At 49.9% G+C, this 15395-nt stretch carries 14 protein-coding genes; 4 read left to right on the top strand and 10 right to left on the bottom strand.

Features of this window, described 5'->3' with window-relative positions:
• Positions 1–38: 38 nt before the first annotated feature.
• The 7 genes from mdcE to bioH all read right to left on the bottom strand — a co-directional run bounded on the left by mdcE (position 39) and on the right by bioH (position 6305).
• Positions 39–851: a biotin-independent malonate decarboxylase subunit gamma gene (gene mdcE / locus AB3G37_RS01375; RefSeq protein WP_369789488.1), complete on the bottom strand. Its 813-nt coding sequence runs from the start codon at positions 849–851 to the stop codon at positions 39–41.
• Complete coding sequence (locus AB3G37_RS01370) at positions 851–1699, bottom strand: biotin-independent malonate decarboxylase subunit beta (RefSeq protein ID WP_369789487.1); 849 nt, start codon at positions 1697–1699, stop codon at positions 851–853. Before AB3G37_RS01370 ends, mdcE begins: the two co-directional genes overlap by 1 nt.
• Complete coding sequence (gene mdcC, locus AB3G37_RS01365) at positions 1689–1991, bottom strand: malonate decarboxylase acyl carrier protein (RefSeq protein ID WP_009635729.1); 303 nt, start codon at positions 1989–1991, stop codon at positions 1689–1691. Before mdcC ends, AB3G37_RS01370 begins: the two co-directional genes overlap by 11 nt.
• 30 nt (positions 1992–2021) lie before the next feature.
• Positions 2022–2885 carry a triphosphoribosyl-dephospho-CoA synthase gene (locus tag AB3G37_RS01360; protein WP_369789486.1) on the bottom strand — a complete coding sequence of 288 codons (864 nt, stop codon included), beginning with the start codon at positions 2883–2885 and terminating at the stop codon, positions 2022–2024.
• Between the two features lie 2 nt (positions 2886–2887).
• The gene (gene mdcA, locus AB3G37_RS01355; protein WP_009635727.1) at positions 2888–4549 is read right to left on the bottom strand and encodes a malonate decarboxylase subunit alpha; all 1662 of its coding nucleotides are present in this window, start codon (positions 4547–4549) and stop codon (positions 2888–2890) included.
• 428 nt (positions 4550–4977) lie between these two features.
• Positions 4978–5247, bottom strand: a complete 270-nt coding sequence (locus AB3G37_RS01350; RefSeq protein WP_009635726.1) for a YdgH/BhsA/McbA-like domain containing protein — start codon at positions 5245–5247, stop codon at positions 4978–4980.
• A gap of 275 nt (positions 5248–5522) precedes the next feature.
• Entirely contained in the window at positions 5523–6305 is a 783-nt protein-coding gene (gene bioH, locus AB3G37_RS01345; RefSeq protein WP_369789485.1) for a pimeloyl-ACP methyl ester esterase BioH, read from the bottom strand.
• Between the two features lie 51 nt (positions 6306–6356).
• On the opposite strand from bioH, the gene gntX reads away from it, so the two are divergent.
• Positions 6357–7040: a DNA utilization protein GntX gene (gene gntX / locus AB3G37_RS01340; protein WP_369789484.1), complete on the top strand. Its 684-nt coding sequence runs from the start codon at positions 6357–6359 to the stop codon at positions 7038–7040.
• A 59-nt stretch (positions 7041–7099) separates the two neighbouring features.
• Positions 7100–7675, top strand: coding sequence for a Fe-S biogenesis protein NfuA (gene nfuA, locus AB3G37_RS01335; RefSeq protein ID WP_009635723.1), 576 nt, complete (start codon positions 7100–7102; stop codon positions 7673–7675).
• Positions 7676–7802: 127 nt separating this feature from the next.
• Here the strand turns inward: nfuA and malQ are convergent, their stop codons facing one another.
• Positions 7803–9881 (bottom strand): 4-alpha-glucanotransferase, encoded by a 2079-nt coding sequence (gene malQ / locus AB3G37_RS01330; RefSeq protein ID WP_369789483.1) that lies wholly within the window; start codon positions 9879–9881, stop codon positions 7803–7805.
• 9 nt (positions 9882–9890) lie between these two features.
• Complete coding sequence (gene malP, locus AB3G37_RS01325) at positions 9891–12299, bottom strand: maltodextrin phosphorylase (RefSeq protein ID WP_369789482.1); 2409 nt, start codon at positions 12297–12299, stop codon at positions 9891–9893.
• A gap of 156 nt (positions 12300–12455) precedes the next feature.
• Here malP and glpE point away from each other — a divergent pair, with 156 nt between their 5' ends.
• Positions 12456–12776: a thiosulfate sulfurtransferase GlpE gene (gene glpE, locus AB3G37_RS01320; protein WP_009635720.1), complete on the top strand. Its 321-nt coding sequence runs from the start codon at positions 12456–12458 to the stop codon at positions 12774–12776.
• 86 nt (positions 12777–12862) lie between these two features.
• Here glpE and AB3G37_RS01315 read toward each other — a convergent pair whose 3' ends face one another.
• Entirely contained in the window at positions 12863–13939 is a 1077-nt protein-coding gene (locus AB3G37_RS01315; RefSeq protein WP_369789481.1) for an acyltransferase family protein, read from the bottom strand.
• A gap of 617 nt (positions 13940–14556) precedes the next feature.
• On the opposite strand from AB3G37_RS01315, the gene glpG reads away from it, so the two are divergent.
• The gene (glpG, locus tag AB3G37_RS01310) at positions 14557–15393 is read left to right on the top strand and encodes a rhomboid family intramembrane serine protease GlpG (protein ID WP_369789480.1); all 837 of its coding nucleotides are present in this window, start codon (positions 14557–14559) and stop codon (positions 15391–15393) included.
• Positions 15394–15395 lie beyond the last annotated feature (2 nt).

Raw genomic sequence — 15395 nt, 5'->3', positions numbered from 1 at the left:
GCAGGTCATAACCGGTCAAACAAAAGGAAAAGTCTTTATCACCACTGCTGTCGCATTAATTCACGCACCTTAAGCGAACTGGCACGATTATCGGCCCCTAACCGATTTTCCAGAGACACGCCCTGCAACGCAATTTCACTGATCGCCTCATCAAGCACCGATTTCACCTTAGCTATCTCGGCAACTGCGGGATTTTCAGGATCACTGATATCCATAAGCTGTGATAACAATCCCAGCGTGGCGTAATTCTCAATGTCGTAAGCCATCGGTGGCACTTCGGCGGCCAGCTTTTCCAGTGCCTCGACGGATCGCAAAGTGATACGCGCAGCAGACTCTTTCCCCATCGCGTGGATCATCACGCCAGGATTATTAAAGGCAATCAGCTTGTTGGCCTGATAACCGTGCGCCAGAAATGCCCCGGACATCGCCTTGCCAACGATTAATCCAACAATAGGATGCCCGGCCAGACGTGCCTTGGCGTAGGCCCCTGCGGCTCCGGCCAGCGACTGATGAATGCCAAACGCTTCTTCACGTCGGCCATACGCCTGACTCGGCACGTCGATAATCGCCACAATCGCGCGTTTCACCGTTTTGTCGGCATCCTCTTCAATCACTTGACTGACTACCTTGGCCAGAGTCCAGCCTTCAAGCAGCCCTACCTCGCCCTCGGCCGCGCGGGGATAGCGGTTTTTTGCATCGGGAACGACGGCGATAAAGCGGACGTTATGCTGGTTAAGTTTTCCATCGGCGGCTCTTACTGATTCACATAGCCCGTTAATTTCCTGGCCATCAACAGCAAGCTGGTTGAACCAATAATTTCCTCGACTAAAAGTCTGTTCAGAAGTACTCATTACTTATTCTCCTGATTTGCAGCGGCATCTTTAAACAGCGCCGTCGTCACTTCACGGCTGGCCTGCACTGAAGTATCAAAACTTGCCAGTTTTGGCAGATAATAGTCATAGTTATCGGAACGATGCTGCGCCGGAACACCTTGATGAATAAATTCGAGCATGCTGGCTTTCACTTCCCCCAGCGAATCCTCAACCAGCGCGTCGACAAAACCGCTGGCATAGCGCACCTCGCCACCGGTCATGCTCCAGATAAACGGCCGGTCGCGAGAATCGTATTCTGCTATTCCGGCCTCCTGCTCGATAACCTGTGGTCCGTTCAAGCCAAGCCGTGCTTCGCGAGTGACTATCAATCGGCTGCACAGCGCTGCGGCGATAGACATCCCGCCAAAGCAGCCAACGGTCCCGGCAACGATGCCGATTACCGGCGTGTAGCGGCGTAAATCGACAATCGCGGCGTGAATATCTGCAATAGCCGCCAGCCCGAGATTGGCCTCCTGCAAGCGCACGCCGCCAGTTTCCAGCAGCAAAACCGCTTGCGTGGGTATCCCGCTGCGGTTGTCCTGCGCCGCCAGCTCCAGCGCCGAGGCCATTTTCGCCCCTGAAACTTCGCCCATACTGCCGCCCTGAAATGCGCCTTCGATAGCAACAATCACTGCCGATTGCCCTTCAATTGTGCCGCGAGCGACTACCATGCCATCGTCGGCCTGCGGCACTATGCCTTGCCGCTCCAGCCACGGCGAAGAGATACGCTGGAAAGGGTCGAGCAGCTCGCGAAAAGTGCCGTCATCCAGCAGCGCCCGCGCTCGCTGCCGCGCATTTAGTTCGATAAAGCTTTGATCAGCGGACATTGGAAGCCTCCTCAAATACCTGCTCAATGCGCAACCGGGCAACGCCGGGAGTTGCACCAAAGTCGTTGATTTCCAACTGCCCGGCGGGTAATTCACGCACGCCGATCAGATGGTCAAAAAAGCGCTGCCACAGCGGCTGGCTGCCGTCGACTGAGGTCGCCACATGAACGGTCAACGCCGCGCCATCTTTTGGCTCATACAACGCCTCAAGATCGCCGGAGCCCACCACGCCAGCCTGGGCATGGCTCGGCAAGCTTGCATTTGCCGGATAAGTAAATTCAAAACGTTCCATAACACCTCTTGTTAATCATGATGTTAAATCTCAGAGTAAATGAGCCTGCCCGCCGATACGGTCGATGAACAAGGCAGCGGCCAGCAGGTCTGCGGCTCCGCCCGGCGAAACGTTATCTGCCAGCATCCGTTGCTCAAGGCGCTTGAATTGGTCGAGACCTTTGGCCGTTTGCACCCCTCCCGCCTCAAGCACTCGCGTTGCCCCCTGCTGCATCTCAAGCAGAGCAGGCAAGCCGCCGCGCGAAAGTACGCAGGTATCTGACAATGAAGTCATTATCGCCAGTAGCGCATTTATCTGGGCCTGATTCTCATCGGCACCGGCCTCGCGGCTGCGATAAAGCTCGGGCAGCGCCTGCCGCATCAGGTGTGGAAATCCAGTTTGTGCCTCTTCTTTCGCACCCGGCAGCTGATAACGCTGCACCGCACAAGCCCCTTTGCTAAAGGTTTTTGGGCTTAGAGCATCAGGCATGGCGGCAAGCTGGGCGGCGCGCTGGGTAATTTGGCGAGCACCAAGAGCTGAAGGTTGCATCGCTACCGCGCTGACCAATAGCCCCAGCGACCAAATCGCGCCACGATGGGTGTTGATCCCGCCCGTTGCCGCCATCATTGCCTGCTCCCCCTTACGCCCCAGCCGCCCCACTTCTTGCCGCAGCGCAATATCGGGGAAGCGCAGCCAGCAGTGCAGTGCCAGAGCATGAAAGGTGGGCGTAAGGCTGTGAGCAGAATGTTCCATCAGTGAGAGAGTCAGATCGCTGTGCGCCCCCGAACCCCGGCTATCGACCAGACCTGGCTTTGGGCTTAGACGCGCCTCATCCAGCAGTGACTGAGTGGCGATTTCTGCCAATCTGGCGGCTAAAATATCGCCCTGTCCGTTATCAGCTATGGTTAAATGCATGATTACCAGCTCCTGAATTTTGCCGGAGGGTGATATAACCCACCCGACCAGTCAACCAGCTCACTGACGCTGGTAGCGGCCAACAGCGAGCGTGTTGCATCGGTGCGGCGGATGCCCATATCTTCCGGGAATACCACCAACTCCTGCTTGCGCAGCTCGGTGACCCGCCTGGCATCAACCCCTAAGCCAACGTCGGTAATTCCGGCAACAGCGGCAACCATTGCCCGGCGCTCTTCCAGCGAACGAGCGCGATGAAGATGTGCAATCCCTTCTTCGGTGAGTACGTGGGTTACGTCATCGCCGTAAATCATCACTGGCGCGAGTGGCATGCCAGACTGTTTGCCAACCTCAACGGCTTCGAGTTTCTCGACAAAAGTAGGTTTACCGCCAGACTGGAATGTTTCGACCATCTGCACCACCAGCTTGCGGCCTGGAGTCATTGGATCAGGCTCTTCAATCATGTCCAGCCAGGCGGGAGTAGCATGACGACGACCGTGAGGATCGTGGCCCATATTTGGCGCGCCACCGAATCCGGCCAAACGGCCTTTGGTCACCGTCGAGGAGTTGGCAAGTCCGTCAACCTGTAGCGTCGAGCCGATAAACATATCAACGGCATATTGTCCGGCAAGTTGGCAAAAAGCGCGGTTGGATCGCATCGAGCCATCGGAGCCGGTAAAGAACACATCTGGTCGTGCGGCAATATAATCCTCCATCCCTAACTCACCGCCGAAGCAGTGCACGGTATCGACCCAACCGCTTTCAATTGCCGGGATCAGAGTGGGGTGTGGATTCAGCGCCCAGTGCTTGCAGATTTTGCCCTTCAGCCCCAGCTGTTCGCCGTAGGTCGGCAACAGTAATTCGATGGCTGCAGTGTTAAAACCAATCCCATGGTTAAGCGATTGCACCTGATGTTTGGCATAAATCCCTTTGATAGCCATCATCCCCATCAATACATGGACCGGCTTAATCAGCCGTGGATCGCGGGTAAACAGCGGTTCGATAAAGAACGGTTTGTCAGCCACGACGACAAAATCAATCCATGAACCGGGGATATCAACGCGCGGCAGATCGTTTTCATCGTCAACCAACTCATTCACCTGCGCGATAACCAGACCGTTTTTAAACGCCGTGGCTTCCACCAGCGCGGGGGTATCTTCAGTGCTTGGGCCGGTATAAAGATTGCCTTTGCGATCGGCTTTGAATCCAGCGATCAGGGCAATATTCGGCACCAGATCGACAAACAAACGGGCGTAAAGCTCGATATAAGTATGGATAGCACCGATTTCCATCAACCCGTCTTCCAGCAACTGCGCGATACGCAGGCTCTGCGGGCCAGAAAAAGCAAAATCCAGCTTGTGGGCGATCCCACGTTCAAACAGATCAAGATGTTCCGCCCGACTGACGCTGGGCATGATCATATGCAGATCGTGTAATTTTTCGGGGTTGGCTTTGGCAAGCATGCGGGAAAGAAAATCGGCCTGCTTCTGATTATTCCCTTCCATTACCACGCGATCGCCGGGAGCAATAAGGGTTTCCAGAATCGCGGTCATTTGATCGGTGGGTAACACCTTGCCTTGAGCCACAGCCTGAACACTATCGATACGCCGTTTTTTATCACTGCGTCGCGTGTCCCAGACTTTCGTCGTCTGTGAATATTGCTTCATGCCTAAAACCTCTGGGTTTAACCAATTAATAGCTACATTTGCGTGAAAATATAAAGTTGTGACGATTAAAAATAAAAATTATAAAAATCTAACTGGTTGTAATTAGTCTAGAAACACCTCAAGCTCCTATCAATCAAGGAGCCAGGCTTATCGTTAGCCTGAGAGTAACAGTTAAATAAAACTAATCATTTTCAATGATTTATAAATATAAAAACGAGAAATGCCGCACAAAAAATACGGTATTCAGATGATGTGTATAACTAGAGAGTAGAGTACAAACAGGCTTAGGATATTATTTATTCAATAAATGAGTTGGGTCGCAGGCTTATTAGAGAATTACGAGAAAATATTGATGTTTGAATTTATAGATACAAATTAAAAAGGCGAGCAATACTTTGCTCGCCCGTTCTGTTCATTAGACGCTGTAATTATTTAAAAACTTCGGCAGTTGCGCTGATTTTATTGTCAGTATTTGCTTCGATAACAACGTAATATTTACCGCCTTTTTCATCGGCTAATTTATTAATTGCTCTTTTAGCATCCATTGGGGCTGTTTGTTCGTTGTCGATGGACACTGTACCAATGCTGGTGTAGTTATTTTTCTGCGCTTCCTCTCTGGTGATTTCTTTGGCTGCCATCGCGCCAGTAGAGAAAGTCCCCAACAACAGGGCAGCAACAACCACTTTTTTGTAGTTCATGACATTACCTCTTTATGAGTGATTTATTTTTAATAACGTTCAAGGCAGTTAACGCCAGACAGTCCGTGTTGGTATGAACTTCCTGCTCAAATACCGCGCTTCTCCCAGAGACACAGACTCTTGATGATTCTGTTGAAACAGATTTATCGAATTTCTGGCGTTACCTCATTGAGTATTCATCACTTATAGAAATTATCAATCAAAGAAATCGTTGCCTGTCACTTAACCTTTATTATGTGATACAGCGCATTCTTTTTAGAAAAACAGGGAATTACTTACATCAAATTATGGTCATGCAAGAAATCGATTACTGCCGAAGAAAACGCCTCAGGATGCGAAATAAACGACGCGTGTGAGGCTTTCTCGATTTTGGCCGACTGCGAATGAGGCCACAGCTGGTCTAACAATGGAATAATTTTGCGCGGCACCAGGCCATCAAGCGCACCATAAATACGCAGGAACGGCATCGTGAGATCCTGCATTTCAGTGCGTAAATCTTCATGCTTAAGAATTTCCAGACCGCTGTTCAGCACTTCGACAGGTGGGAACGGTAAATCCAGCACCATTGATTTCAGCAACTTGGCATCCTGCCGCGCGCTTTCACTTCCCAAAGTTTGTAATGCCAAAAAACGCTCCACGGTGCGTTTGAAATCCTCACTCAACTGCTGCTGAAAACCGTGCAACACTTCCGGGCGAATACCGGGCCAATGATCTTCCTGAGCGGCAAAGCACGGTGAAGAGGCCACGGTTATCAGCGCGTCAACCCTTTGAGGAGCAATAAGAGCGGCCTGACTGGCGACCAGCCCTCCCAGCGACCAGCCGATCCACACGGCTTTTTTCGGAGCCTGTGCCAGCACCGTCTCGGTCATCTCTGGCAAAGTTAATGCACCAAAATCGCGGCTGCGGCCATAGCCCGGCAAATCCACCAGATGCAGGCGAAAATGCGGCGCCCATCGAATGCTAATGTAACGCCATACTTCCGCGTTCAGTCCCCATCCGTGAAGCAGCACAATATCGCGCGAACCTTCACCTAAAGTCTGCCAATAGAGGCGATTCATACTGTAGTGTCCCTGTCAGTGGATGCTTACTAAAGGATTAGTCTACCAATAATGTTTACCCTTGCCAGTCGATGTTGGCTCTGCCAGCAACCTTTGCAGTTAGCGAAACACGGGATTTGTAGCCTGTGCCTTCGCCAGTTGCCAATTATTCCTGTGTGTTGTCCCTGCTGCGGGCTGCCTAGCGGCGACGCGGGGCAAGCCTGTGGCCGCTGCCAGCTCAAGCCGCCAGGATGGCAAGCGCTGATTTTTGCCCAGTTGTACCAGCCGCCTATCAGCACATTGCTGTTGCGCTTCAAGTTTTCGTCAGTCCCGGAGCTCGCCGTGCCGCTGGCCAGGCTTTTCCTGATGCGCTGGCTGGAACGCTGGCGCGAAGGAAGTGTAGTCAGGCCGCAGATTTTACTCAGCATCCCGTTGCATCTGCGCCGTTATCGCCAGCGCGGCTACAATCAGTCGGACCTGCTCGCCCACCCTCTTGCGCGCTGGCTGGGCTGTGAATATTTTCCCGCCGCGCTGCAAAGACAACGCGCTACGCCACCGCAGCAACAGCTTTCAGAAAGAGAAAGGAAACGAAATTTACAGCGGGCATTTTGTTGCACTCAAAGGTTGGCAGGAAAACATATCGCCTTGATTGATGACGTAATCACTACCGGCAGCACAATTAGCGAAGTCGCTAAGATACTGAATAAAGAGGATATTGCATCGTTACAGATTTGGTGCATTTGCCGCACCTTGTAGTCAGTCTGTTAAAGGGCGTATTATAACCGACTGGAGTAGTCAACTATTGAGCCAATGCTATGATCATTATTACCGATGCTGCCCAAGAGCACTTTGCCAAGCTTTTGGCAAACCAGGAAGAAGGCACCCAGATCCGCGTATTTGTGATTAATCCCGGTACGCCAACTGCAGAGTGCGGTGTTTCTTACTGTCCACCCGACGCCGTGGAAGCCACGGATACAGAGCTGAAATTCGAAAGGCTTTCCGCTTTTGTTGATGAACTGAGCGCACCTTATCTGCATGAAGCAGAGATCGACTTTGTAACCGATCAGCTCGGCTCACAGCTTACGCTGAAAGCGCCGAATGCTAAAATGCGTAAAGTTTCCGACGACGCACCGTTGATGGAACGCGTTGAATATCAGTTGCAGTCGCAGGTTAATCCACAACTTGCCAGCCACGGCGGCCGCGTTTCTTTGATGGAAATCACCGACGACGGCATTGCTGTTCTGCAATTTGGCGGCGGCTGTAATGGCTGTTCCATGATTGATGTCACTTTGAAAGACGGCATTGAAAAAGAGCTGTTGCAGTCTTTCCCTGAACTCAAGGGCGTGCGCGATCTGACTGAACACCAGCGCGGCGAGCACTCGTTCTACTAATACGATCCCGTCCCTGCTTCGGGGCGGATTAGATCAGGAATAAACTCTGGCAAGTTTTCGTTACTTGCACTCCTGATCTGGCCTTCCCCCACTGTAAAAGTGGGGGGATGTTTTTCTAAATCCTTTGTTACTTCACTCCCTTTCTGCTGCGATCCAAATCTTTCAACAACAGATTGATATGCTCATTGCTGAACATCTCCTCCAGCGATACGCTCAACTTACGCCGCCAGTTTGGGTATTCTGTATTCGTTCCCGGCACGTTAACCGGCGTATTCATATCAAGCCAGTCTTCGGGCTGCAGGCCGAGCAACGCACTGGTACTGATAGCCAGATAACGCTGTAACCCTCTATTTAAGGTCTCATTCATCTCCATTTTCTCGGCATGTTTACCGAATTTTTTAGGAACACAATGATGAAGATGAAGCGCATCCAGCAGCGATTGCCGAGTTTTGGCACGATCCAGCCGCAAATCGGCCAACACTGAGGCATCGGGATAAATCCCCAGTTTCTCACCCAGTGTCAAATCATCCCCCTGCCAGTAACCGCGCAGCGTTGGGAGGTCGTGCGTCGTTACAGTCGCCATCGCCTGCACGACATACTTTTCAGGGGCCAGATAAACCCGCTGTTTATCGTGTTCGAAATACAGCACCTTGTAGGAATACACCCCGCTGTCCCGCAGGCTGGCAACAATCTCTTTCGGCACCGTGCCAAGATCTTCGCCTATCACCATGCACTGATGACGATGGCTTTCCAGCGCCAACACTCCTAAAAGATCACTCAGGGGGTAACTGACATAGGCTCCCGCTGCGGCGGTTTTATCTTTTGGTATCCACCACAGGCGCAATAGCCCCATAACGTGGTCGATACGCAGCGCACCGCAATCACTCATATTGGCGCGCAGTAAATCAATAAACGGCTGATAGGCCCGGCTACGCATGACGTTCGGGTCCATGGCCGGCAATCCCCAGTTCTGCCCCTGGGGCCCTAACACATCCGGCGGCGCGCCTACAGTTGCGCCAAGGCAATAAAGTGCGCGATTACACCAGGTTTCCGCACCGCCCTCCGCCACACCCACGGCCAAATCACGATACAGCCCGATGGGCATTTTGAGCTCCAGACTGGCTTGATAACACTCGGCAAACTGGGTATGTGCCAGCCATTGCAGCCACAGGTAAAATTCCACCTGATGATGATATTCCGTGCAAAATTCCTTGACCCGAGAGGACTGGGGATCGCGATAAGCCTTGGGCCAGACCGGCCAGCCCCAACGACTGTCATCCATTTTTCGCAGATGCACATGCAGCGCATCGAACACCGCCTGTTGTCGCAGGCTTTCCCCGCCAAGTAATACAAAGTCGTGGAAATCACGCTTACGCGGGCTGGCATCGGCAATGTTGGCAAATTCTGCCCACGCCAGTTGCAAGCCTTTGATTTTAAGATCCATGACTTTTTCGTAATCGACATTTTCGACGCTGCGCACTTTTTCCAGCGCCCGCCGGGTTGCTGCACTTATCCACCAGCGCTGTGCTTCTTTACTGCGATTAAATTCTTCAATCGCATTGACGTCAATGTAGGTGACATTGAGCCAGCGGCGAGACGAGGGGCTATACGGACTAGCACTGGAAGGATTAGCGGGATAAAGCGCGTGAATCGGGTTAAGGCCGATAAATGCCCCACCGCGCTCTCCCAACTGTTTAACCATCTGTTTTAAATCGCCAAAATCACCCACACCCCAGTTATTATCCGAGCGCAGCGTGTAAAGCTGCACGCAGGCGCCCCAAAGCTTTTCATCATTAATTAAAGCCTCAGGCTCATAGCAGCGAACAGGAGTAATAATCACCCGGCAGTGCCAGATTTCTTTTTTCGAGCTCAGCGTCAGCTGGTGATAGCCTAAAACCAGATTGCCACCCAGCTCGAGCCGTTCACCAAAGGTGCCTTCTCCCGCTTCACTGTCACCATTTTCCAGCGTGAGTTGCCACTGGTAAATGCCCTTGCCGCGCGGCTCCAGATTTATCGGCTCACCGGTTTTAAACACTTTTACCGACGGCAACGGACCGGTATCTGGCACCTGTTCGTCGCGCCCCATCGCTTCAAGCAAAGCCAGCTTGGTCTCGTCAGAAACGGTTTGCTCTTCATCGACCATATTAATAAAACTGTCAAGAATCCCGGCCCGCTTTGCCGCCAGTTCGAGTTCATCACCCCGCATGCCTGCTCCTTAGCGTTTAGCTTGCCAAATACGCTGCTGATAATCGCGAATGGACCGGTCAGCGCTGAACATACCCACGCGCGCCGTATTGAGGATGGTTTTTCGCGTCCATTCATCGCGATCGCGATAAAGCTGGTCGACTTTTGCCTGCGCTTCGCAATACTCGGCAAAATCAGCCAGAACCAGATACGGATCGCCCCCTTCCAGCAGGCTTGTCAGCATCGGTTCGAAGGCCTTTTTATCACCATTGCTATAGAAACCGCTGGCCAGCTCGTCCAGTATCGCCTTGAGATGCTTATCTTTTTTAACTATCGCTTTCGGCTTGTATCCCTTCTTCAATATCGCCTTAACCTGATCGACGGTATTACCGAAAATAAAGATATTGTCTTCACCCACTTGCTCGGCGATTTCGACGTTTGCGCCGTCCAGCGTGCCCACGGTGAGCGCGCCGTTAAGCGCCAGCTTCATATTGCCAGTGCCGGAGGCTTCTTTACCGGCGGTTGAAATCTGCTCTGACACATCCGCCGCCGGAATCATCAGCTCGGCAACAGAAACCCGATAATCGGGTATAAACACCACTTTGATACGATCGGCCACCAACGGATCGTTGTTGATCTTCTTCGCTACCTGATTGATAGCATAGATAATATTTTTTGCCAGATAATAGCCCGGTGCCGCTTTTGCACCAAACAGGAACACGCGTGGCACGATATCAAGTTTAGGGTTGCTACGGACCTGGTGATAAAGGTAAATGATGTACAGCAACGCAAGATGTTGCCGCTTGTACTCGTGCAGGCGCTTGATTTGCACATCAAAAATGGCGTCGGGATTAATGACGATGCCAGTATGAAGCTTGACGTATTCAGCCAGCCGCAGCTTGTTGTCATGCTTGATCTTTCGATAGCGTTTACAGAATTTTTTATCTTTTAGGCTGGCTTCCAACCCTTTTAACGCATCTAAATCGGTAACCCATTCAGTTTTCAGCGTTTCATCGATTAAAGCTGAAAGCTCGGGATTACATTGCTTAAGCCAACGGCGGGGAGTAATACCGTTAGTCACATTATGGAATTTTTCCGGCCACAGCTGGTGATATTCAGGGAAAAGGTCTTTTACTACCAGATCCGAATGCAGCGCCGCTACGCCGTTTACCGCAAAACCAGCTACTACGCATAAGTTGGCCATGCGCACTTGCTTATCGTGATGTACGGCCAGTTTGGCCCATACCGCTTCGTTTCCTGGCCAGTGCTGATCGACAAGTTTCTTAAAGTTGGCGTTAATTTGCTTAATAATGACGAAATGTCGCGGCAACAGGCTGCGCACCAGCTTTTCGTTCCAGGTTTCCAACGCTTCAGGCATCAGGGTATGGTTGGTATAAGCGAAGGTGCGGCTGGTGATGTGCCACGCATCGTCCCAACTGAGCTGATGTTCATCAATCAGTACGCGCAGCATTTCAGGAATACCAATGGTCGGATGGGTGTCGTTGAGCTGAACCACCTCGTAGTCTGGAAGTTCGTGGATATTTCGTCCAAGAAAATGATGGCGGCGTAAAATGTCGGCCACCGAGCACGCACACTGGAAGTATTGCTGCATTAGACGCAGCCGCTTGCCTTCGTCATGGTTATCATTGGGATAAAGCACTTTAGTCAGCTTGGCTGCATCGATGCCCTGCTGTTCGGCGAGCAAAAATTTCCCGTCGTTAAATTTTTCCAAATCGAAAGGCTGCGGGTGAGTTGCCTCCCACAGTCGCAGCGGCTGAGTCACGCCATTTCGATAGCCGATAACCGGTAGATCCCAGGCTTCGCCGCGTAAGATAAAATCGGGTTTCCAATAGGATTTATCGCTTTCATTTTTGATAATTTTGCCGCCAATACCGACATCTACCGCCAGCGCGCTGTTATGCCGAAACCAAGGATAGGCATTGCGCTGCCAGTCGTCAGGGGCTTCATGCTGCCTGCCATCGACAAAGCTCTGACGAAAGAGACCATATTGGTAGTTTAGGCCGTAACCGATAGCAGGTTGCCCCACGGAGGCCATCGCATCGAGATAACAGGCCGCCAGCCTTCCCAGCCCGCCATTGCCTAGCGCCGGGTCAATTTCCTCCTCAAGCAGGTCCGTAAGATTGATGTCATATCTTTCCAATGTTTTGGAAACCTGATCGTACCAACCCAGATTAATCAAATTATTGCCCGTGAGGCGGCCGACCAGAAACTCCATCGAAATATAGTTAACGTGTCGTTTAACTTTTTTACTCGCCTTACCGCTGTCTGGGCGAGGAGGTAATTGTTCAGCCAGTGCGGCACTGACCGCATGCCACCATTGATGCCGGGTCATATCGCCAGCGGATGTCAGTCCAAAAGCCTGCCATTGACGGGTTAAAGCCGCCACAAAACTGTCCTGCTTAAATATCGGTTTGGGCATAGGGCAATCTCTATCCTTGGTGAGCATATTCAAAACGAATGGCGAAAACAGGTAGGGAAGCACCTATTATTTATAAACCCATTAGCGGAAATTTGTTTACAATAGAGGCGAATATTTTTAACTGACGGTAACCGTCATCACGAGGCTAGAAGCAGCATGGAACAGTTTGAAGCAATCAGCGTTGAGCAGGCCCACAACCGCCTGAAAGAGGGTGGCGCAGTGATGGTTGATATCCGTGACATTCAGAGCTTTAACAACGCTCATGCTCTGGGAGCTTTCCATTTAAGCAACGAAAGCATCGGCGCATTCATGCAGCAGACCGAATCGACCACTCCAGTGATGGTGATGTGTTATCACGGCATCAGCAGCCGCAGTGCAGCTCAGTATCTATTAACTCAGGGGTTTGATGCGGTCTATAGCGTGGACGGCGGATTTGATGCCTGGTCTAAAGCGTTCCCACAGGACGTAGAGGCCTAATATTCGTTTAAGAATTCCTTTACTCGGGCTGCTTTTATTGAAATATCAGCGATTTTCATTAGCAGCCCATGTTAATAAATAACGAATTATAAAACTATTCCATTGGGACTCGTTACTGTTCTGCGCGCTTTTCTCTTTAATTTGAGGAAGTGGACTTCAAACAGATAATACGACAATGTTGACACTAAATAAGCGAATAGCAAGGCAATAATAAAAAATATTAAGCTATGATTATCTACACCGAATTTTCTGCCAATCACCGTGATGGCAAAAAAACAGGCCAAGTGCCACATATAAAGCCCGTAACTTATTTTACCCGTATAAACCAGAAATTTGTTTTCTAACACGCTCGCCAATGGATTGGAGATTGCTTGTTTATCCCAATGATAAACATAGAAGATAATAGCGGTGAAAACCATTGCCATCGAGGTTGGAAGATAACCGCATTTTCCCACCCAACCGGAGGGTAACCAGAATGCGCTCAGGCCTGTGGTTATGACAGCATAGGCAGACAACGCAAGACCTGCGAGCAACATCCAGAAGGCAACACGAGGTGCAGACTTATAGTCTTTAATTTTGGCAAACAGAGCCCCAAGAATTAAAGCGTCAGTGCAGCTTAATAATGTCGCATTGAACATATAAGGATTATTACCGGATGCATGATAAATAAAAGATCGCGCCAATAAAGAAAATATAATGAGTGGAATAAAGACTTTAACCATAACTCTTCCTTTCAGGAAGAAAATTGCCAATGGCCACAGCCAATAAAACTGCTCCTCTGCGGCCAATGACCATGTCTGGATAACAAACCCTGGCGTGGTGCCGGTTATGCCAATATATAAATTTTGCAGGTAGAGGATAAACCAGATGTAGCCTGCAGCAGATTGGCCAGTAGCTTTCAGGAAAAGATAATTTACTAATAAATAGGCATAGAAAAGTGGAAATATTCTTAACAGTCTATTCAGTAAAAAGCCTCCTAGATATTCTTTAAAAGGCTGCTGTTTCTGTTCAAGTAAAATACCTGTAATTAAGAAGCCTGACAGACAAAAGAAAAGCGGCACGCCAGCCCAACCCAAAGAGAACCCGGGAATTTCCAAATGAAAAAGCATAACGATAATCACGGCAAACCCGCGAACACCATCGAGGGTACGAATATGTTTCATAATGGGTGCTCTTTAATTAAATAGATGCGTTAAATTTTCGAATTAAAAACATATCGCAGCAATTTAATTTAATCAAACCTCTGGATTTCTTGAAACTTATTCCGATTACTCTTAAAATTTACAACCAAATAAAAATAAGCGCATGATATTAAAGGCAAATAAACAAATTAAAAAATCCATTAGATACTTTAAACTAATTACATGAATATTCTATCCAAAGCAGCATTGACATACACAATATCAGAGCATTAGGAATTTTTATTACCGTCAATCATTAACCAATTTAATTAATTAGATAAATCACGTAATTTTCATCTATTACAAATCGTTATTTAAGACGAATATAGCTTATGAGCTCATAAAACGATCTAAAATTAATTGGCATAAAATCCTATTTATCTGAAAATTTAGCTAAGCCGAGCAGTTAAATTCAGACTTTAACTATCCCATTACCCGATTTTTCAAGTCTTCACTGGAACATTTATAGTCACTTATCTGGCATACACCGAAGGCAGCTGACGTTATAATCAACCAAGTGCAGAAGGGGTAAAATCCATTTGCGCTTTAGGGTATGATATTCACATAAAATCAAATGATTACAGGGCTAGCTGAACATTATGATAAGAGTTTTAAGCCTGTCTAACCCCCGCATGGCGCAGGCATTTGTCGATTACATGGCAACACACGACACCCCCTTGCAGGTGAAACACGAGGGGCAGGAAGTCCAAATCTGGCTTGAGGATGATTCTAAACTCGACTTTGTCGAAGCCGAGCTGGCAATGTTTATCAAGGATCCTTTAAACCCGCGTTATCAGGCCGCAAGTTGGCATACCGGAAGTACTCAAACCAAACTCAACTACGAACACTATTCTTACTGGCAGCGGATCCGCAGTCAGGCTGGTCCGCTGACTATGGCGGTTATTTTTATCTGCATTGCAGTCTTTATCCTGCAGCAGATTTACGGTGACCAAACCGTAATGGCCTGGCTGTCCTGGCCTGCCGACCGCAGCCAGTATTTTGAGCTATGGCGCTGGTTTACTCCGGCATTTCTGCATTTCTCACTGCTGCACATTCTCTTTAACCTGATGTGGTGGTGGTATCTTGGCGGTCCGGTTGAAAAACTTCTCGGCAGCGGGAAGCTGTTCACCATCGCGCTGATTTCTGCTTTGCTCAGCGGTTGGGGCCAATCTATTTTCAGCGGTATTTTGTTTGGTGGCCTCTCGGGCGTGGTCTACGCACTAATGGGCTACGTCTGGCTGACCGGCGAATTAAAACCCGAAAAGGGCCTCGCCCTGCCGCGTGGGCTAATGATTTTTTCTGTTGCCTGGCTGGTGTTGGGATACTTTAATGTGATGGGCCTCGCAATCGCCAATGCCGCTCATGTTTTTGGTCTGGTCGTGGGACTTATCATGGCCTTTTGCGATACGCGCACACCGCGCGAAAAACGCACTTAGGG

The organism is Rouxiella sp. WC2420 (assembly GCF_041200025.1).
Classification (GTDB): domain Bacteria; phylum Pseudomonadota; class Gammaproteobacteria; order Enterobacterales; family Enterobacteriaceae; genus Rouxiella.
This window is presented reverse-complemented; position numbering and strand designations above follow the sequence as displayed.